Source organism: Pseudobacillus sp. 179-B 2D1 NHS, from assembly GCF_045370945.1.
Taxonomy (GTDB): Bacteria; Bacillota; Bacilli; order Bacillales; family Domibacillaceae; genus Pseudobacillus.
This window is the reverse complement of record NZ_JBIQDP010000016.1, coordinates 65555-85751: the sequence shown is the minus strand read 5'-3', so window position 1 is coordinate 85751 and position 20197 is coordinate 65555. Positions and strand designations below refer to the sequence as shown.

Annotated in this window: 19 protein-coding genes and 1 pseudogene; 16 read left to right on the top strand and 4 right to left on the bottom strand. The window is 39.4% G+C overall.

Annotated features, from left to right (window positions below; translation table 11 throughout):
• Positions 1-34: 34 nt before the first annotated feature.
• On the bottom strand, positions 35-631 hold the full coding sequence (locus ACH0BF_RS16080; protein ID WP_406909676.1) for an SAM-dependent methyltransferase: 597 nt from the start codon (positions 629-631) through the stop codon (positions 35-37).
• Positions 632-1191: 560 nt separating this feature from the next.
• Between ACH0BF_RS16080 and ACH0BF_RS16075 the strand changes: the two genes are divergently transcribed.
• Both ACH0BF_RS16075 and odhB read left to right on the top strand, forming a co-directional pair.
• Positions 1192-4017, top strand: a complete 2826-nt coding sequence (locus tag ACH0BF_RS16075; RefSeq protein ID WP_340854268.1) for a 2-oxoglutarate dehydrogenase E1 component — start codon at positions 1192-1194, stop codon at positions 4015-4017.
• A gap of 114 nt (positions 4018-4131) precedes the next feature.
• Positions 4132-5391 (top strand): 2-oxoglutarate dehydrogenase complex dihydrolipoyllysine-residue succinyltransferase, encoded by a 1260-nt coding sequence (gene odhB, locus ACH0BF_RS16070; protein WP_120031060.1) that lies wholly within the window; start codon positions 4132-4134, stop codon positions 5389-5391.
• Between the two features lie 93 nt (positions 5392-5484).
• Here the strand turns inward: odhB and sda are convergent, their stop codons facing one another.
• Positions 5485-5616, bottom strand: a complete 132-nt coding sequence (gene sda / locus ACH0BF_RS16065; RefSeq protein ID WP_120031062.1) for a sporulation histidine kinase inhibitor Sda — start codon at positions 5614-5616, stop codon at positions 5485-5487.
• A gap of 327 nt (positions 5617-5943) precedes the next feature.
• Here sda and ACH0BF_RS16060 point away from each other — a divergent pair, with 327 nt between their 5' ends.
• The 4 genes from ACH0BF_RS16060 (at position 5944) to ACH0BF_RS16045 (ending at position 9660) form a co-directional block, all read left to right on the top strand.
• Positions 5944-6144, top strand: a complete 201-nt coding sequence (locus ACH0BF_RS16060; protein ID WP_120031064.1) for a DUF6501 family protein — start codon at positions 5944-5946, stop codon at positions 6142-6144.
• A gap of 175 nt (positions 6145-6319) precedes the next feature.
• Positions 6320-6751, top strand: a complete 432-nt coding sequence (locus tag ACH0BF_RS16055; protein WP_120031066.1) for a Rok-like winged helix domain-containing protein — start codon at positions 6320-6322, stop codon at positions 6749-6751.
• A 164-nt stretch (positions 6752-6915) separates the two neighbouring features.
• Entirely contained in the window at positions 6916-7737 is an 822-nt protein-coding gene (locus ACH0BF_RS16050; RefSeq protein ID WP_259455758.1) for an ATP-binding protein, read from the top strand.
• 9 nt (positions 7738-7746) lie between these two features.
• Positions 7747-9660 carry a vWA domain-containing protein gene (locus ACH0BF_RS16045; RefSeq protein WP_340854267.1) on the top strand — a complete coding sequence of 638 codons (1914 nt, stop codon included), beginning with the start codon at positions 7747-7749 and terminating at the stop codon, positions 9658-9660.
• Between the two features lie 264 nt (positions 9661-9924).
• On the opposite strand, the gene cdaS is transcribed toward ACH0BF_RS16045, so the two are convergent.
• Positions 9925-10548, bottom strand: a complete 624-nt coding sequence (cdaS, locus tag ACH0BF_RS16040; RefSeq protein WP_120031072.1) for a sporulation-specific diadenylate cyclase CdaS — start codon at positions 10546-10548, stop codon at positions 9925-9927.
• Positions 10549-10655: 107 nt separating this feature from the next.
• Positions 10656-11915, bottom strand: coding sequence for a glycosyl hydrolase family 18 protein (locus tag ACH0BF_RS16035; RefSeq protein WP_406909674.1), 1260 nt, complete (start codon positions 11913-11915; stop codon positions 10656-10658).
• Between the two features lie 258 nt (positions 11916-12173).
• Between ACH0BF_RS16035 and ACH0BF_RS16030 the strand changes: the two genes are divergently transcribed.
• The 10 genes and pseudogenes from ACH0BF_RS16030 (at position 12174) to ACH0BF_RS15985 (ending at position 19895) form a co-directional block, all read left to right on the top strand.
• Positions 12174-12617, top strand: a complete 444-nt coding sequence (locus ACH0BF_RS16030; RefSeq protein WP_120031074.1) for a MarR family winged helix-turn-helix transcriptional regulator — start codon at positions 12174-12176, stop codon at positions 12615-12617.
• Between the two features lie 24 nt (positions 12618-12641).
• Positions 12642-12776 (top strand): annotated as a pseudogene (locus ACH0BF_RS16025) (LLM class flavin-dependent oxidoreductase); the annotation flags it as partial.
• Positions 12777-12917: 141 nt separating this feature from the next.
• Positions 12918-13538 (top strand): nitroreductase family protein, encoded by a 621-nt coding sequence (locus ACH0BF_RS16020; protein WP_406909673.1) that lies wholly within the window; start codon positions 12918-12920, stop codon positions 13536-13538.
• A gap of 134 nt (positions 13539-13672) precedes the next feature.
• Positions 13673-14098: a MarR family winged helix-turn-helix transcriptional regulator gene (locus ACH0BF_RS16015; RefSeq protein ID WP_120031076.1), complete on the top strand. Its 426-nt coding sequence runs from the start codon at positions 13673-13675 to the stop codon at positions 14096-14098.
• Positions 14099-14174: 76 nt separating this feature from the next.
• Complete coding sequence (locus ACH0BF_RS16010) at positions 14175-14801, top strand: FMN-dependent NADH-azoreductase (RefSeq protein ID WP_340854264.1); 627 nt, start codon at positions 14175-14177, stop codon at positions 14799-14801.
• A gap of 414 nt (positions 14802-15215) precedes the next feature.
• The gene (locus tag ACH0BF_RS16005) at positions 15216-15887 is read left to right on the top strand and encodes a GntR family transcriptional regulator (RefSeq protein ID WP_340854263.1); all 672 of its coding nucleotides are present in this window, start codon (positions 15216-15218) and stop codon (positions 15885-15887) included.
• A gap of 328 nt (positions 15888-16215) precedes the next feature.
• Positions 16216-17682, top strand: a complete 1467-nt coding sequence (locus ACH0BF_RS16000) for a 4-hydroxyphenylacetate 3-hydroxylase family protein (protein WP_340854262.1) — start codon at positions 16216-16218, stop codon at positions 17680-17682.
• Positions 17683-17711: 29 nt separating this feature from the next.
• Positions 17712-18503 carry a carbon-nitrogen family hydrolase gene (locus tag ACH0BF_RS15995; protein ID WP_340854261.1) on the top strand — a complete coding sequence of 264 codons (792 nt, stop codon included), beginning with the start codon at positions 17712-17714 and terminating at the stop codon, positions 18501-18503.
• Positions 18500-19177: a DUF2848 family protein gene (locus ACH0BF_RS15990; RefSeq protein WP_340854259.1), complete on the top strand. Its 678-nt coding sequence runs from the start codon at positions 18500-18502 to the stop codon at positions 19175-19177. The genes ACH0BF_RS15995 and ACH0BF_RS15990 overlap by 4 nt, the downstream gene beginning before the upstream one ends.
• Before the next feature lies 1 nt (position 19178).
• Complete coding sequence (locus ACH0BF_RS15985) at positions 19179-19895, top strand: cupin domain-containing protein (protein WP_340854257.1); 717 nt, start codon at positions 19179-19181, stop codon at positions 19893-19895.
• The last annotated feature ends 302 nt before the right edge of the window (positions 19896-20197 follow it).

Genomic DNA, 20197 nt, shown 5'->3' with positions numbered 1-20197 from the left:
ATAAGAAAAGTGTGTGCGTTTGCACACACTTTTCTTATTTAATAGCCGTCACGCAAACGGTTAACACCGGCCGCTCTTCTTTGTAATGAACGGCAGCGCCGGAAAAACCGGCTTTCTCCAGGTCGTTGCAGATCATTCGTGCCAGCTGCTTTGTCTTAGTATCGTCGGCATTCTCCTCGCGTGGTTGGACGGTAATGGCAATTTGTCCATCCTGTTTCACCAGCTGATATAAGACGGCAAGTCCTTTTTCACGGTTTGACCAGAGCGGATAATTATTGACTGACAAAACCCGATCATAATGCTTATCTGTTTCGAATTCAGCAATATCCTTGACGAATAGACGCAGCCTTCCTTCACTTACTAACAATTGGTTTCGCTTTTCACACGTATGTTTCATTGTTTCGGACGCATCCACTCCGTCAATATAGATAGAAGGAAAGCGTTTGCCTGCTTCTTCGATAGCGAAGCCAGGTCCAAAGCCAACTTCGAGCACGTGGTCATTCGGTTTGATGTTTAAAAGATCAAGCGTCCATTTATTAATGGTTCGATTCTCCACTGACATAATTTTGCCTGCTGCTTGGCCGAGCAAGCCATCCGGATTTTCGAATTGTTTAGAAAAAAATGAAAACATCCAGTCGTCCTCCGCTTTTTTCTATAATATATACCTCTTTATTTTCTATGAAATCATCGATCGAGCATTTATTTTAAGCATTGCTTCATTAATCATATAAAAACGCAAGTCCTATTCATGGAATGAAGCAGCAAATTTCCCTCATAACACAGCGAAGAAGTGCTTACTTGACAAGTTGTATAATAAATGCGACTTTTTTATGAAAAAATATTGGTTTTTCGCCGCAAGAGTAGTAAGATTGTACATGGAAAAAATGATGCTGCTCTATTGAGATGAAGATAGAGGAATGAATCAAGCGGGGAAATGCTGTAAAATTGCTGCTTAGCAGAATAATTTCCACTTGTCAAATTATACTAATAAAAAATACGTGGCATATTTGGCAAATTAAGCTTTAATGCTTTCCCTCAATACCTTGCAGTGGTAAGATGTCCTTGTAGGCAGTATAAATTTTCATCCTGGGTGTATCATGGTGTATAGAGTGATAGGCAATACACAATGTAAGCCCATCAAAATATCATTTAGCAAAAATTAATGGGCGAAATAGTTGGAGGTTTTTCAGAATGAAAATGCAGACAGCCCAAGGGAATCCGTGGAGTGAGTTCTCCGGACCAAACCTTGGATATGTAATGGAGTTGTACGAGCACTATCTAAAAGATCCTGAATCAATCGATCCAGAAATGAAGCAGATGTTTGAAGAGTGGGGAGCACCTGTAGCAAATGTACCCCACCAAGAAGGTGGTAAGACAGCTGTACCTGCATCAGGCAATGATTTAAATGTTTTGTTTAACGCAGTCAAACTGGCTGACAGTATCCGTACGTACGGTCATCTTGCAGCAGATATTAATCCACTGAGTGACAAGAATAAAGATACGTACCGAATCGAATTAAGCACTTTCAACTTAACAGAAGAAGAATTGCGAAAAGTTCCTGTTCAATATTTATGTCCTGATGCACCTGCACATGTGAGGGACGGATATGATGCGATCCAACACTTGAAAAAAGTCTATACAGATAAACTGGCTTTTGAGTTAGCCCAAGTCCATAATTTAGAAGAAAGACAATGGTTCAGACAGCAAATTGAATCAACTAATTATTATCCAACATTCTCAAGCGAACAAAAAATTCAGCTGTTAAAGAGACTGACACAAGTAGAAGGCTTTGAGAAATTTATTCATAAAACATTCGTCGGCCAAAAGCGCTTCTCTATCGAAGGGTTGGATGCGATGGTTCCTCTACTAGATGAACTTGTAAAGCATTCAACAGAAATAGGAGCAAAAACAGTAAATATCGGCATGGCCCACAGAGGCCGCTTAAATGTTTTGGCCCACATCTTAGGTAAACCATACGAAATGATTTTTGCCGAGTTCCAACATGCGCCAAGCAAAAATCTGCTTCCTGAAGGCTCTATGAAGATGACTACATATGGCTGGACGGGCGATGTGAAATATCACCTTGGAGCGGATCACAGCTTTAAGGAAGATGCAGATATTACTCGTGTGACGCTCGCTAACAACCCGAGCCACCTTGAAATCGTTAGCCCAGTTGTAGCTGGCTACACAAGAGCGGCACAGGAAAACCGCGCTAAACCAGGTGTGCCTGAACAAGATACAAATGCTGCGTTGGCTATTTTAATTCACGGTGATGCTGCATTCCCAGGCCAGGGCGTTGTGAGTGAAACATTTAACATGAGCCGGATTCCTGGTTATCAAACAGGCGGTTCCATTCACATTATCGCGAACAATATGATCGGATTTACGACAGAAAGCTATGATTCACGTTCTACTCGTTATGCTTCTGACCTGGCAAAAGGTTTCGAAGTGCCGATCGTTCATGTGAATGCGGATGATCCAGAAGCATGTATTGCTGCGGCTCTTATGGCCGTTGATTATCGTAATCGTTTCGGTAAAGACTTTGTTATCGACTTGATTGGTTACCGCCGCTTTGGTCATAATGAAATGGATGAGCCAATGACGACAAATCCAACGATGTATCAAATGATTCATCAACACCCAACCGTTCGTCAGCTTTATGCAGATAAGCTCGTTAACCGCGGAGTCATTTCTAAGGAAGAAGCAGAAAAACTTTACGCGGAGAATGAACAGAAGCTAAAAGACTTGTATGAAACGGTTCCGAAGAAAGACGAGAATCCGGATATTGTAATGAATCCGCCAAAATTCGTTGAACGCGAGCTTCCATCCAGCGAAACAGGAGTAGAAGCAGACGTATTAAGCAGAATTAACAGCGAATTATTAAACTGGCCGAAAGATTTACACGTATTTAAAAAGCTTGAGCGTATTTTAAAGCGTCGTGAAAATGTCTTTGAAACAGATGGACAGATTGACTGGGGCCATGCAGAAGCACTTGCCTTCGCTTCCATCCTGAAGGGCGGCACACCAGTCCGCTTAACAGGGCAGGATGCTCAGCGTGGTACGTTCGCTCATCGCAACCTTGTTCTTCATGACGTTGAAACAGGCCAAGAATATATTCCTTTAAATCACTTAGAGGAAACAAATGCTTCTTTCGTTGTCATTAACAGCCCATTAACAGAACTAGCAGTTGTCGGTTATGAATATGGCTACAACGTATTTTCTCCGGAAACACTCGTTCTGTGGGAAGCCCAGTTTGGTGATTTCGCCAATATGGCGCAGCCAATGTTTGATCAGTTTGTGTCTTCTGGCCGAGCAAAATGGGGACAAAAATCGGGTCTTGTTATGCTTCTGCCACATGGCTATGAAGGACAAGGACCTGAACATTCAAGCGGCCGTCTAGAACGCTTCCTGCAAAATGCTGCAGAAAACAACTGGACAGTAGCCAACCTTTCTTCAACGGCTCAATACTTCCACGTGTTGCGCCGCCAAGCCGCAATCTTGCAAAAAGAAGAAGTGCGCCCGCTAGTGATCATGACTCCGAAAAGCCTGCTGCGCCATCCGCTTGCGGCTTCTAAGGCTTCTGAGTTTGCTTCTGGCTCCTTTAAGCCGGTTGTAGCAGAACCAAGACTTGGAGATCATCCGGAACAAGTAGAAAGAGTTGTTCTGTGTAGCGGTAAAGTGTCTGTTGATTTGGCTGAACAAATTAGCAAAGCAGAAGAAGAGCTTAACTGGCTGCACGTGTTAAGAGTAGAAGAATTATATCCATTCCCTAAAGAAGAAATTAGAGAATTTTTAGCGCAATTCCCGCAATTGAAAGAGGTAGTATGGATGCAGGAAGAACCGCAAAACTTCGGAGCATGGACTTATATGGATGCACGTCTTCGTGATGTAGCGCCAGAAGAAGCGACCGTTCGTTACATTGGCCGCCGTCGTCGCTCCAGCCCTTCAGAAGGGGATGCGATTGTGCATAAGAAAGAACAAGCGCGTATTTTAAAAGCAGCTATTACAAGAGGCTAATAAATTAGATGAAAAGCTGGCAGGCTGTCTTTGCGGCCTGTTCAGCTTTGAAATAAAATATTTTTATTACAACTAACAAGATAAGACGAATGTATATTAGAGGAGGACACGAAAGTGGCTGAAATTAAAGTTCCAGAGTTGGCAGAATCAATTACAGAAGGTACAATTGCGCAATGGTTGAAAAAACCAGGAGATGTAGTTGAAAAAGGCGAATACATTGTTGAACTTGAAACAGATAAAGTAAATGTAGAAGTAATTTCCGAAGAAGCGGGTGTTATTCAAGAGCTGAAAGCGGAAGAGGGCGATACAGTAGAGGTTGGTCAAGTCATCGCTATTGTAGGTGAAGGAAATGGCGCAGCACCGGCACCTGTTGAAGAAGCAGCACCTGCGGCAGCTCCTCAGCAAGAGGAAGCTAAACCAGCACAAGAAGTTGTAAAAGAAGCTCCAGCAGCTCAAGATGCAAAGCAACGCCCAATCGCTTCTCCAGCAGCCCGTAAAATGGCTCGCGAAAAAGGCATTGATTTAAATGAAGTGCCTACAGTGGATCCAATGGGCCGCGTGCGTAAACAAGATGTAGAATCTTATTCTGCTAACGGAGCTAAACCAGCAGCTCCACAACAACCAGCAGCTAAGCCTGCTGCTCCAGCGGCTGCCCCAAAACAAGATGACAGCAAACCTGTTGTTCGTGAAAGAATGTCTCGCCGCCGTCAAACGATTGCTAACCGTCTTCTAGAAGTGAAGCAATCTACAGCTATGCTGACTACATTTAACGAAATTGATATGACAGCTGTCATGGAACTGCGCAAACGCAAAAAAGATAAATTCTTTGAAGCTCATGATGTCCGCTTAGGATTTATGTCTTTCTTCACAAAAGCAGTTGTTGCTGCATTGAAGAAATTCCCTTATGTAAATGCTGAAATTGATGGAAATGAAATCGTATTGAAGAAATTTTACGATATCGGTGTGGCCGTTTCTACTGAAGAAGGCCTTGTTGTACCGGTTGTTCGTGATTGTGATCGTAAAAACTTCGCTGAAATCGAAAGCGATATTTTAGGTCTTGCACTAAAAGCTCGTGACAACAAACTAGCTCTTGGTGATCTTCAAGGCGGAACATTTACGATTACAAATGGTGGTGTGTTCGGTTCCCTGCTTTCTACACCGATCCTTAATGGTACACAAGTAGGTATCCTTGGCATGCACACTATTCAAACTCGTCCGGTTGCTATCGATAAAGACCGCATGGAAAACCGTCCAATGATGTATGTGGCTCTATCTTATGACCACAGAGTAATCGATGGAAAAGAAGCAGTTGGCTTCTTAAAAATGGTAAAAGATTTACTTGAAAATCCTGAAGATCTTCTTCTTGAAGGTTAATAAGAAAAAACCAGCCGTGAATGGCTGGTTTTTTTATTTGTAGCATAAAAAAGGTATGCCAACTTACGGCATACCTGGCATTTTTTTAGTTAGTTAATTTTTCGTCACATTGAGGCCGCGCTTCTGCGCCTCGTTTCGAAGCATTCTAATCCAATCTGTGTCTTGACCTTTGTTCTTTGCGTCTCGATAGGCTGCTACAAGCATTTCATTACTCATGATTTTCATGAAATTACCTCCTTGAAATAGGTCAGTATATCCGTGGCTTAGAAAATGAAATAAAGATTTATCTTTATTTTCTGTCATTATACATAATCTGATTAGATTTTTAAAGAGAAATGGGCAAATTCATCCGAAAGTCAGTGCCTAAAAAAATTAGATAGCCCTTTCGATGGGGTAGCTTGCTTTTATTTATTATAACATTATTATGTAAACTTGTTTGCGATAGCTTTGTTTGATGAAACAGCTTTCCAGTTCAATTTTAAATATGGTATGATAATGGAGAAAAATATAAATAGATCTATCAGTATAACCGTGTGATCGAAAGGAGAAGTTATGAATCATCTTCAATGGACAGAAAAAGAAACAATCAAGAAAGTGAAATGTCTTCATACAGATGCGAAGAAATACATGGTGAAAAATAGATTAACACCAGGGAAGCTGTACGACGTAAAAAATGAAACGGAAGAATTTTATTTTCTTGTAGACGATAAAGGAAAGGTATCAGGCTTTTATAAAGATTATTTTGAACAATAAAAGTGAACATAATTAAAACGAATGGGCCACCCTTTTTAAACAAAATACAAGAACAACTAGTATTTACAGGGATTTTTTGTTAAGATAATGGGCAGGGAAGAGACTGGTAATTTTGTAGGTCATCTTTTCTATACATAAATATAACGTTTTTTGTCCATTATAGGGGGAGTACTAGGTGTTTGATGAAAGAATTGCATTAAAGATCAGGCTGGAACAATTGGCTAATTCAGAACTAAGGATTATACAGGAATTTCAAAAAGAGAGAGATGCGATTTTCCGGAGATTAAAAGAGTTGGATATGATGGAAGCTGTAAAAGCAGAGCCCTCTAAGGAGATTGTCTCACTTACTAAAATTGGCGGTTTGCCTAAAGAAAGAAAGCGAAGAGGGCGGCGCAGTGAAAACCTTGAAGAGTTACGTCAGTTAGCGGTCACTATACTAAAAAAACAGAATACGCCGATTCGCGGAGTTGAACTTCAACGCCAAATTGAAGGGGAAACAGGGAAGAAAATTGCGAATATGACGACATTCATGGTTGGACTAGAGCGAGAGAATCACCGGGTGCGTAAGCTAGGAAGAGGACTGTATATATATGAGTATGAAGACTGATTGCTAAGGCAGTCAGTTTTTTTATTGTTCTAACTGTTTTACGTCAGGTCAATGAAAATGTATGATAGGGATAAATCACTTAAATGATGGTAGAGAGGAAGATTAATTTGTTCATCAATGAATGGCCACCTGCTGTGGAGCGAAAAATAGCAGAGAGAAGAGAAATGTTTTTACATACAGAAGAGAAACGGCTGATTGGAAAAGAAGGATACCAGCCGGAAGATGAAGCAATTTTGTTTGATGCCGTCCTCGCTCTTTCCTTAGGTAAGAATGTGCTTTTGAAAGGGCCGACTGGATCTGGAAAGACAAAGCTAGCTGAAACATTGTCGGCAATATTTTCACAGCCGATGCATAGCATCAATTGTTCTGTGGATCTTGATGCAGAAGCCATGATTGGCTATAAAACGATAATAGAGAGAGAGGGAAAGAATGCGATTGAGTTTGTGCCAGGCCCTGTTGTGAAAGCAATGAAAAAGGGGCATCTGCTTTATATCGATGAAATTAATATGGCCAAGCCGGAGACGCTGCCGCTTCTTAATGGTGTGTTGGATTACCGGAGGATGATTACCAATCCTTTTACGGGAGAAGTGATAACGGCCGAACCGTCCTTCGGTGTTATTGCCGCGATCAATGAAGGGTATGTAGGGACGGTGCCATTAAATGAAGCGCTGAAAAACCGTTTTATCGTCATAGAGGTACCCTATATTGGTGGAGAAACATTAATTCGTGTACTCCAGTCAGAAAGCCAATTGAAGGATGATAAGCTCATTCAGCGCTTTGCTGTCTTATCCCAAGATTTGATTGCACAAGTGAAAAATGGACAAATCTCTGAAGAAGCTGCTTCTATCCGGGCACTGATCGACACGTGTGATTTAGCCTTATTTATGCCGCCGCTACGGGCCGTTCAACGGGGAATTATTGACAAGCTTGAAGACGAACGAGAACAAGCAGCAGTAAAAAACATTGCTGAAACACTGTTTGAATGAGGAGGATTCATGAAACGGTTTATCCAATTTAATGATGAAACAATCGACTCTTTCCTGTTCATGCAATTAACAGATTTGGCAAAAACGTTAACGAGAGAGCCGGAAGTGGAGATTGAATATAGTCCCTATTCCTATGTGAACAAACAAGAGAAAAAGCTGTATGTCAGCCACTTTTGGAATCACAGACCAGAGGCGGATAAGTGGCATGGGTACAAATCGGATCTCTTTTTGCGTGCGCTCGGCAGTTGGCAGCACACGGACGAACAGGTGATCAGAGCATTTGTACAGCAGACAAAACACTCTCCTGTCGCTTCTTTTGCCAATCAGCTCGTTGTGTTGGCAGAGGATATGCGCCTTGAAGAAATATGTAAAAAAGAGCGGCCGGGTACGAAGCAAGCTTTTGCTGCCCGCAGAAAAATGTACCGTCAGCACTTCTATGCCCAGTTAAATGCTAATCTGGTTAAAAGTCTTTTCACGGATGCTTTATTTAACTTACATTACTTGTTGCTGCACGCAGAGTCTCCTATGCAGCCACCATCTATGAATAATAGAATCGATGCCGCTATGCCGTTTATCCAACGGTCGATTATGGATTTTTATGATGCACGCTCAACAGATGGGGTTGTAAAGATTAGTCAAGGAATTGTAGAAGTGATGGAGGAAGTGTTGGATCGAGACATGCTCAATCAATATTTCCATTTGCCGGATTTCTCTAGTGCACAAGAGGTCAAAGGGGATACCTATGAAGAGTTAAAGAGAAAAGATCCGCTTGTCAACGATGACAAGCTGGAAGAGGAGAAATCGGGCAAAGAAGAAGTAATAGATGAAGAGTTTCGGACGTGGCACCGCGAAACAAGCAAACTGGGGGACAGTTTTTTGCAATTTGACTTAGATCAAGGATCAAAAACGGATCTTTCTGGCGAGGGAGTGAGAGAAGGCGAAGACGGCGATCAAGCGCTTGCTATGGTGCAAGGCTCTGCCAGAAAAACAAGCCGCAAAGACTTTTCTCACCTCTCAGCTGATCAAATGCAGAAAGAAGCGAAAAGTAGCGGACAAGCTGTTTTTGGGAAAGAGAATCGTTTTGCTGTACCGGTTTTTAAGAAAGCAAACCCTCCTCATTTAGAGGAAATACGCAAATACAAAGCCGAAAGGTCACAAATAGCTTCTCTACAGAAAAAGTTGAAAAACATGATTGAAAAAACATTGGAGCACAAAAAAATTCAGCCGCGCAGCGATCTTCATAGGGGAAGGTTAAATAAAAAGCTTTTGCGCTTTTTTACAGAGGACCAGCCGCGGCTATTTTATAAAAAGCAAGAGCCATCGACAGAAATTGATGCTACTTTTACGCTTCTTGTTGATTGTTCGGCTTCCATGGAAGATAAAATGGAGCAAACAAAACAGGGGATCGTTCTCTTTCATGAAGCATTAAAATCTGTAAGAGTGCCGCATGAGGTCATTGGCTTTTGGGAAGACACGAATGAAGCAACAGACAACCTTCAGCCTAACTATTTTCATACAGTGATTGATTACCGTTCTTCTCTACAAACCGGGAGCGGACCTGAAATTTTGCAACTCAAACCGGAAGAGGATAACAGAGATGGATTTGCCATTCGGATTGTTAAAGAGAGAATGATACAACGGAGTGAAAAGCAGAAATTTCTGCTGATCTTCTCTGATGGAGAGCCGGCAGCTTACAGTTATGACCGCAATGGCATTATCGATACTCATGAAGCCGTATTAGAAGCTAGAAAGCTAGGGATTGAGGTAATTAACCTGTTTCTTGCGGATGGAGAAATTGCTGAATCAGAAAAGGCAACTGTACAAAATATATATGGCAAGTACAGTATATTTGTAACAGACGTGAATGATTTGCCGCAAGTCATATTCCCATTGTTGAAAAAACTATTATACAAAAGTTTTTAAAAAGGAGATAACGTTGATTATCTCCTTTTTTATTTTTCTTAAATAATTTATGCATAAGTAAAATATATGTAATTTATAAATAATATTTTAGGAAAATATAATAAAAAGGTTGTACATAACAAGTTGGAAAAAATGGATACAATATGTAGAATTGTTAATATATTAACAAAAAATATAGAGTATAGAGGACGTTTTCAGATGAAAAAGCCGATACTCCCTGTGCGAAGGAATATCGACTCCCAAAAAGAGTGCGTTGAAAAGAAATTAATGTAGCGATTGAGCAGTAACAATAGGGTGGAGCTTTCCATCTAAAGCAAAGGATACTCTGCCGGTCTCTTCTGATACAACTAGCACAAGGGCATCCGTCCGCTCTGTTAAACCGAGTGCGGCACGATGACGGGTACCGAGCTTTTTTTCACCTATAACGGCAGTTGTTAGAGGCAGCACATTAGCTGCTGACACAATTTGATTTTCATAAATAATCACTGCCCCATCATGAAGAGGATTTCCGGGATAAAAGATGGCCTCTAATAAAGCAGGAGTTAAAGTAGCTCCTACCATGGTTCCTTTTTGAATGAAGGACTCAAGAGGGTCACGCCGTTGCACAACAATCAATGCACCGTGACGTCGATCGGACAGCCGCTGAACACAAATGGATAGATCCGCATACTTATCTGTAAAAGCAGACAAATAACAGTTTAAATAAAAGGAAGCAGCCACAGATTCCATCTGAATAAATTTGTTCTTAATGTCCTCCAGTTGGCTTAAAAGACAGTAATTTTCATTATCTAACACCTCTAAGCTATACTGAAGCTCATTTGTAATATGCTGTATGCCTTTTGATAATTGCTGCTTCATTGGTGAAAAATCGCAATTGGTAGTCTTCACATATAAACAACTCCAACGAATAGTGATTTTGGAAGATCAATTTTTTCTATCAGTATCTGTGTAAATAGTATGGACCAATTTCGTTCTTTGCAAAGCAGGTATTTTTATCAAATGATTTTTTTGGAAATGGTGAATTCCTTCACTAGGACGGCCGATTGAGGAAAGTGCAATCCTAACTGCCAAGCGCCAATCCCTCTTAACTGATAATTAACAACTAACATAAGCTTTTGAGCACGAGCTCTCGAGTCTTCAAACCACACAATATGCCGCTTACCCATTTCGTCTCGGTAGTGGTAAAAAGGCTGCTGGTATTCTGTAGAATATTGGATAGGGACTTGGTATTTCATAGCCGTTTCTACTGCGCTAGAAACAGAAATCGCCCGAGCGCTATCTACCGTTCCATTAGACATTGTCCAATTGTACCCATAACGCGGAACACCAAGGATAATTTTAGTTCTTCTCATGTGGTTAAGAGCATAATCGATTGTTTGTCTCACCTCGTTAATAGGCGCAACAGGACCAGGAGGACTGCTTGCTTCGTGCCAGTCATAGGCCATAATAAAGACAAAATCAACAGCTGCGCCAATCCCCCCGTAATCGTATCCCTTTAGCCAGGGAATAGCATCGCTTGTTTTAGCTGGTACCGCAGCTGACGTATAATATCCCTCGGGTCGCAATCGTTCACTTAACGAACGCAGGAAGCCACTGTATAAATCTCTGTCCCCTTCACGCACCTGTTCAAAATCAATATTTACACCCGCATAGTTTTTGCTTTTAACCAGGTTATAAATATTATTAATTAATCGCTCTCTGATTTCAGGAGTGTTCAAAACTCGGCTTGTTAGCTGAGGGCTAAATCCAGTTGGAGTTAAATTTGTAATAACCGCAAGAGGTGCTACATGATTCTCTCTTGATAGCCTAATTAACTGCCGATCATCTAAAGGACTCAAGCTTCCATCTTCCAGAACATGATGCTCGAAAATTCCAAAGTAGGTATTGATTGGTGAAAACTCTTGAACGATCATTCGATTTCTTTCTGGTGTAGAAGGCGTTATATAGCTAAGATTTTCTGATTCGTATTTAGGCCTGGGAGGCAGATATAGCCCCATTCCAATCATTAAAACATCTGATTGCAGACCGTTATATAGACGTATTGTTTCAATTGGGATGAAGCTCATTCGAGAAATAGAATATAACGAATCACCCGGTTGAACGATATACATATCCGTTGGAATAAGCAAATCTTGTCCTGGTACTAACCTATCGGTTTTCAATCCGTTTATTGTACGTATACTATCCATGGACACTTGATATTTTGTGGCAATGGAAAATAATGAATCACCGATCTTAACTACATAAATAAACACAGAATGCCTCCTTTTTTACATTTGGATATTTATTCGAAATATATGTAGTTATTTTTTGGTTCAGCACCACTTGAGGTCGCTTGTCTAAAATAAAGCTCTTTCCAAGACAGTGGACGAGCAGTTTGTATTCTATAGTGGAAGAAAGTTTTTATTGGCATAACAAAAAAGATTAAAATCTCGAATTCGAGACTTTTGGTTGATTTCTTATCACTTGCATAGTAAAGTGATAAGGAGGCTAAGGATGGAGAGGAAAACGGAATGCGTAATAATACCATGGGGTCGTTAATCTGGTTACGCTTGATGCGTTTTACAAACCAAAGTAACCAGCTATCAAATGACTTTTTAAAGCGATTTAATTTAACAACGGCACAGTTTGATGTGCTCGTGCAGATTCATGTCTATCAGCCGCTCACTCAAATGGAGTTAGCTGAAAAAGCAACCGTGACCCAAGGTGGCATCTCTCGTATGCTTTCGCGACTTGAGAAAGAAGGCTACATTGTACGCAAGCAAGATTGGAAAGCAAAAACAATCAGCTTAACGGAGACGGGTGAAGCAATTTTAGAAGAAGCAATGCCGGCTCAACTGGCGTTTCAGTCGTCATTTTTTGACGATGTATTAACCGAGGAAGAAATGAAAACATTGTACACACTCATAACACGTGTACATAAATCCAGTCAAACAAAAGAATTACCGCCTGAGTAATTTTTACGCTATCACTTGATTGATGAACTATACGGGCAACAAAGATTCATGGCGTAGACTGATTTTGGCGGTGTGCCATTTGACAAAATGGCAAAAAATATTGAGCTAATTGCAACAGAGATACTGCCGGTAATAAAGAAGTATACAGTTGAAAAGTAGGCTTTGTTACAGATGAATGTTATTTTTTCAATCGTTGATTGCAGCGAAAAGAGAGCCTTGATGAGACTCCGCAGGAGGAGGTTCACGGACCGTCCGCCTACAGCGTCTAAAACACAAGGAATATATTTGAGGGGGATAAAGATGGACCAATTTGAACAAATAGTCAGGGAAAGACGGTCAGCAAGTAATTTTTTAGACAATCATCCAATTACCCAAAAAGAAGTAAACGAAATATTTGAGCTTGTAAAAATGGGTCCTTCTGCTTTTAATTTACAGCACACAAATTATTTGGTTGTTATGAACTCCGAGCTAAAAAAAGAGGTAAAACAAGCAGCTTACAATCAATATAAAGTGGGGACTGCCTCAGCAGTAATTGTTGTTTTAGGGGATAAAAATGCTTATAAAGAAGCAGGAAGAATCTATGAAGGGTTACTCATGCTTGGAATACTAAGCAAGCAAGAATACGATCATGAGATAGAGGATGTAGTTTCTCTTTATGAGAAGAGAGGAGAACATTTCCAACGGGATGAAGCGATTCGCAATGCTTCCTTGTCGGCTATGTTATTTATGCTAGCGGCTAAAAGTAAAGGATGGGACACTTGTCCGATGATTGGTTTTGATCCAGAACAATTAAAGAGAGTGTTAAGTATTTCAGATCAATATGAACCCGTATTAATGATCACTATTGGGAAAGAAAAGGTCAGCAGCAGAAAGCCAAGGGGATATCGGAAACCAATTGCTGAATTTGTTAAATACCTATAAATGTCTATTCGTAAAAAGGCTCTGATGTACTAAAAGACCAATCCAAAAGTAAAATTAATTTGACAGCTTTAGGATCTGCGCTATAATGTTGTTGTAGCAATAGTTGTTACAGCAACTTTATGGGGGTAATCTATATGAAGTTAGCTTTACATGATTACATTAGTATTTTCATTCACCAGACAGACTTAACCCTTACGAGTTATGTGAAACAAAAATTAAGTCCCTTTAACATTGCGCCTGAACAAAACTTGATTATGATGCTTCTTTGGGAAGAAGATGGTCTAAATCAAAATGAGATTGCTGAAAAATTAAATAAAGATAAGACGAACATTGCCCGCATGGTTTTTAATCTGGAACAAAAAGGACTCATTCGAAGGATCAGCAATGAACAAGACAGGCGTTCCTTGAGAGTGTATCTTACTAATGAAGGAAAAGAACTCGGTAATCACGTAGTTCCTATTGCTGAGGAATTCAATGAACTAATATGCAAGGGAATTTCAAAGGAAGAGCTTACGGAAGTTAGGAGAATCCTTTCAAAGATGTGTTTGAATGTCCAGTAGGACACGAGCGCTTCTTTTCTCAAAAAGTTGCTATAACAACTGACTCAAATCAAAACAGACAGTGAGGAGATTTATTATGACCAAGGTTCTTTTCGTCAAAGCCAATTCACGTCCAGCTGAGCAAGCAGTTAGTGTGAAGCTTTATGAGGCGTTTCTTAATAGTTATAAGGAGTCACATCCAGAGGATGAGATTATAGAACTCGATCTTTTTAAAGAAAATCTGCCATATTATGATACAGATAAAATTAATGGCATGTTCAAACTTGGACGCGGTCTTGAATTAACAAAGGAAGAAAAAGAAGCAGCTGATCTTGTGAATCAATACGTCGATCAATTTCTTTCCGCTGACAAAGTAGTATTTGCTTTCCCACTGTGGAATTTCACGGTTCCTGCTGTGCTGCATACTTACGTTGACTATTTAAGCCAAGCGGGAAAAACATTCCGTTACACACCGGAAGGCCCGATCGGTTTGCTTCAAGGGAAAAAGGTTGCTCTCTTAAATGCGCGAGGAGGCGTCTATTCTGAAGGCCCATCTCAATCTGTTGAAATGGCTGTTAAGTTCATCACAACCGCTTTAGGCTTCTGGGGTGTGACAGATATCACGACGGTTATTGTAGAAGGACATAACCAGTTCCCTGATAAAATGGAGGAAATTATTGAAGAAGGAATTCATAGAGCAGTAACAGCAGCGAAGCAATTTTAATGTTTCTGCAAAATGTTGTTCCTCGGCAGTAGAATTCCTTTAATGCTTCTTTGCTGTGAGGTATTAGAAAAAGGAAACAGGTATTTTTTTATTAATAAAACGCCCGCATATTAAGTATGCGGGCGTTTTATTCTATTGAAAACCCGAACGAAACAAACAATAGAAGAAACCCACAATTATGTATAAAAATTTTTTCAAATCATCGATAACAATTTTCTGTGATTGGGTGTATTTACTTTATAATGATTCGAATACGATGGATTGATTTGAAATTTCAGAAAAAAATAAAAAATATATTTGACTTACATAGCCGTTTAATTGTATTATGTACACATAAAACATATAGAGTTTAAACCATTCATATAAATTCAAATTATTCATATGGTAAAGACTTATCAAAAAGGATGGATTGATATGGAAGGGGTTCAATTAAAACCAATTGCGAAGGAAAAAACGACACAAGACAAAGTTTATAAGCAAATTAAGAAAGCAATTTTATTTGGTGGTATTACTAGTGAAGAAATCTTTACAGAAGTTCAATTAGCAGAAACGTTGAATACTTCAAGAACGCCGGTAAGGGCAGCTATCCAAGACTTGGTAAAGGAAGGACTGCTTGTTTCTATTCCAAGGAAGGGAATGACGGTAAGAAAGCTTACACAAGAGGAGCAGGAGGAAGTCTTTTTACTAAGAAGTGCTATTGAAGTGGAGGCTGTAAAAAAGTTAATAAAAGTAATTACATCACCTGAGCAGTTGAGGTCACTAAAATTAATTTTGGAGCAACAAGAAGAAGCATTGCAAAATGATGATGCTGTTAGGTTTGTTGAGCTAGACCATGAGTTTCATCTCTCGCTGACAAGATTAGCAAACTTTACTATAATAGAGCAAGTTTTGAACAACCTTCATAATCTTACTCAGCTTATGGGGTTGAAAGCAGTCAGTAAGCAAGGAAGAATGAAAAACGTTTTAATGGAACATAAACAGATTATTCAAGCTTTAGAGGAAGAAAATCCTGAACTGGCTTCACAAATGATTTTAAACCATTTAGAAAAAACGAAAGAAACATTAATTGTTATTGATAATTCTTGATTCTTTAACAAATGTTTTGAAGGGGGGTGCTAAGGTAGTTTACCACTATTTAATGGATGAAATATTTGAATAATGAAAACGTTTAAACGATAAAAGTTTGGAAGAATTGTTCAGGTATTAAGTAGTGAGTTATAAGTGATACTACATTTTATTAGCAATGAAAGCGCTTGCGTTTCAGGCCTTTTTTATAGCTATAAAGTTTTAAATATTTAAACAAATCAATGTATACACAACACATAATACAGAACACATAAAAGTAGTTAACTCACTGGTAGTTTTTTCTTATCTTTTTACATCTGTTTATTCCACATATGGGGAGGAATTAATTATGGTTAGAACAGGCAAAGAATATTTACAGGCATTGAAAGATGATAGAGCAATCTACATAAATGGAGAACGAGTTCAAGATGTAACGACCCATCCAGCTTTTAAAGGAATTGCCCATACCATTGCAGGTTTATATGATTTAGCATCAGATGAGTCTCAAGAGATGATATATAAGACTGAAGATGGATCTTTAGCAAACAAAATTTATATGATTCCAAAGAGCCGGGAAGAACTAAAAGAGAGAAGATTGGCGATTTCTAAATGGTCGGAAGCGACTTGTGGATTTGTCGGAAGAAGTCCCGATCATGTTGCCAGCTTTTTGGCTGCATTTGCTAGTTCACCCGAAGTGTTTGATCGCGGAGGAGAAGGTTACGGAAATAATGTTTTGAATTTTTACAAACATGTACGGGATGAGGATCTATATGTAACATACGTCATTATTCCCCCACAAATTGATCGAAGTAAAGCGGCTCATGAGCTGGAAGATAAATTCCTCCCAGTGGGAGTATACGAAGAAAGAGAGGATGGTATTGTTGTTCGAGGTTCCCAAATGCTCGGTACAGCATCAGCCGTATCAGATTACTTATTTGTAAGTTGTCTTACTCCACTTCGGCCTGGTGATGAAGATTATGCTTTGTCTTTTGTACTGCCAATCCATGCAAAGGGATTAAAATTTTATGCAAGACCTAGTTATGCTGAAAAATCACCGAGTACATTTGATTACCCATTATCCTCTCGTTTTGATGAAAGTGATTCATTGGTTGTTTTTGACGACGTCTTTATCCCATGGAAAGACATTTTTGTTTACAAAAATATAGATATCTTAAGGGCACAGTTCCATGAAACACCAGCTCACGTATTAGGAAATAATCAGGCGCAAATAAGATTTAGCAATAAATTAAAATTTTTGATTGGTGCTGCTCGAAAAGTTACGGCTATGAATGGAATAGATAAAATCCCTTCTGTCCAAGAGAAGTTAGGAGAACTGGCCTCTATTGCAGCTTCTGTAGAAGGTAATCTTTTAGCTTCTGAATATAATTGTGTCATTGACAAAAACGGTGTGGCACGTCCGGACCCGCGTTTCCTTTATGGTGTAGTCGGTCAACAGGAGACTATTTATGCTTCTGTTATTAGAATTTTAAGAGAATTATGCGGTGGAGGTGTATTACAATTACCATCTTCATACAAAGAACTCATCAATCCTGAAACGAAAGATGATATGTATCAATATATTCGTTCTACGGGAGTTGGAGCTGAGGAGAAAATTAAGTTGTTTAAGTTAGTGTGGGATATCATTGGTTCAGAATTCGGAGGGAGACATCAACAGTATGAATTGTTCTATAACGGCGCACCTTTCGTTACAAAAGGCTATTCATTTAGAAATTACGGATATGATGAGCCCGTTCAAATGGTGGATAAATTTTTAGAAAGTTATTCTCTTCCCTCTCATGTGGAGGAACCAGTTTAGGAAATATAGATAAAAGGATGTTGAAAAAAATGAAAATCGCATCAATACAATTAGAGATCAAAGACAGCGAATCTAAAAATGATCGTATAGGTCGTGTAGAATCAATGATTGATGAATTAAAAGGGCAAGATCTGATCGTTTTACCTGAAACGTGGGCAACAGGATACTTTGCATTTGATAGTTATATTGACGAATCAGAAGAGTTAAATGGGAATTTTGTGCAACGGTTCTCCTCAAAGGCGAAAGAGATTCAGTCCTATATATTTGCAGGTAGCTTCATAGAAAAAAATAATGGAAAATACTACAATACCAGTGTTCTATTTTCTCCTGATGGGGCATTAATAGGAACCTATCGAAAAATGCATTTATTTCGTTATGGTTCAAAAGAGGGGCAAATATTGACAAGAGGCAATGAAACAGCTGTAGTAGATACTGAATTTGGGAAAGTAGGCTTATCAACTTGCTATGATTTACGATTTCCTGAATTGTATCGTGCACAAGTAGATTTAGGAGCAGAGTTACTGCTTGTTACCTCTGCATGGCCACATGGAAGATTGGAGCATTGGAAAATATTCAATTCCGCTCGAGCATTAGAAAACCAGTGTTTCTTGATCTCAAGCAATTGTGTCGGTAATACTCAGGGCGTCCTTTTAGGTGGTCACAGTCAAGTGGTTGATCCATGGGGAATTGTTGTGGCTGCTGGAGGAGATGAAGAGACTATTGTAAAAACAGAAATTGACCCATCTCAGATCGCTTATATTCGTGATGTATTTCCTAACTTGAAGCATCGGGTCTTGGATAGACAGGAGGAATTCATTTGATAAACATTAACGTTCATGGGAGAACCATTGCGGCAGATCCTAAACGATTACTTATTGCGGGTTACACAGGAAAAGATCAAGAATCTGTAAAAAAGCATATTGATGAATTGAAAGAGATCGGCGTTCCGGCCCCTCCGCAAATTCCAATGATTTACGATCTTTCAACAAATCTTATTACAACAAGTCCGTCTATTTCGGTTATTCAAGAAAGTAGCAGTGGAGAAGCGGAAGCGATCATTATGAGTGTGAAAGGAAAATGGTATTTAGGGCTTGGAAGCGATCATACGGACCGTGAGCTTGAAACAGTATCCATCCAGAAATCCAAACAAGTGTGCAGTAAGCCTATCTCAACACAATTTTGGCCTTTAGAGGACGTAGAAGATCGCTGGGATGACATCGAAATGAGAAGTTGGATGATTGTTGATGGGGTTAAAAAAGAGTACCAAACTGGAAAACTCGGAGAATTCTTGAATCCTAAAGAATTGCTTAAAATTATAGAGGAACGTGGATATCACAGTGAGGATATGGTTGTATTTTGTGGAACCCTTCCCATTAAAAGTGGTGAGTTTATTTATGGGGAAGCATTTTCAGCAGAATTATACGATCGCTTAACAGACAACAAAATCCAATTAAATTATCAGGTTCATATTTTGACAGATGCGGAGGTAGTATGACATGGGAAAATCGGAAATAGAAATTGTTAGAAAACCAGAACTTGAATTTGTGGATTATAAAACGTTTGAGGCTGTTCCTTCAAAAACTGTAGAAGGTGCATCCCAACGAATTATTGCACAGATTCCAGGCACTGATGTAGCAACTCGTATTCTTGAACTGAGGGCAGGGACTGATACATCCCCAGATGGAGTACAAATCCATGATTTTTGGGAAGAATTATACATTATCGAAGGATCGTTAATCGATTTGCGTTTAAATGAAGAATTTACAGCAGGAATGGTGGCGTGCCGTCCTCCAGGAATGGAGCATGGACCATGGAAATCACCAAATGGCTGTAAAATTTTTGAAGTTCGCTATTATGCAGATCAGAAAAAAGAAGAACACGAATTTGTTGATTATCACACTTTTGAAGTGAAGCCTTTTAGTAAGGTTGAAGGTCTTTCTGAAAGAATCATTGCTTCTGACCCTGCTACAGGAGTAGCGACAAGAATTCTTCATAATGCTCCAGGGACGGATACTTCTCCTAATGGAGTACAAATCCATGATTTTTGGGAAGAGTTATACATTATTGAAGGATCGCTAATCGATTTACGTTTAAATGAAGAGTTTACAGCAGGAATGGTGGCGTGCCGTCCTCCTGGAATGGAGCATGGACCGTGGAAATCTCCAGATGGCTGTAAGATTTTTGAAGTTCGTTATTACTCTAAAGACCAATAAATAGGTAAACGTTTTGAATGGATAAAAGCTAACATTCATAGATGAATCCATCATTACAAAAGGCTTCTCGTGACATAAAGAACGAGAAGCCTTTCGACTCTCTTTAATGAATGAAGAATTACTTTTCCTTATATTTTTGTGTATACACCATACAGAGTTCAAAAGCGGAGTAGTCTTCTTTTTATTATTGACCAGTCGATCCAAGTCTATGTTGCTTTTTCTAGTCAATGGAAAGTATAAATTTTAACAAAAGAATTCTATGAACTTATGAAAAAATATTGATTAATAGAAAATGAACAACA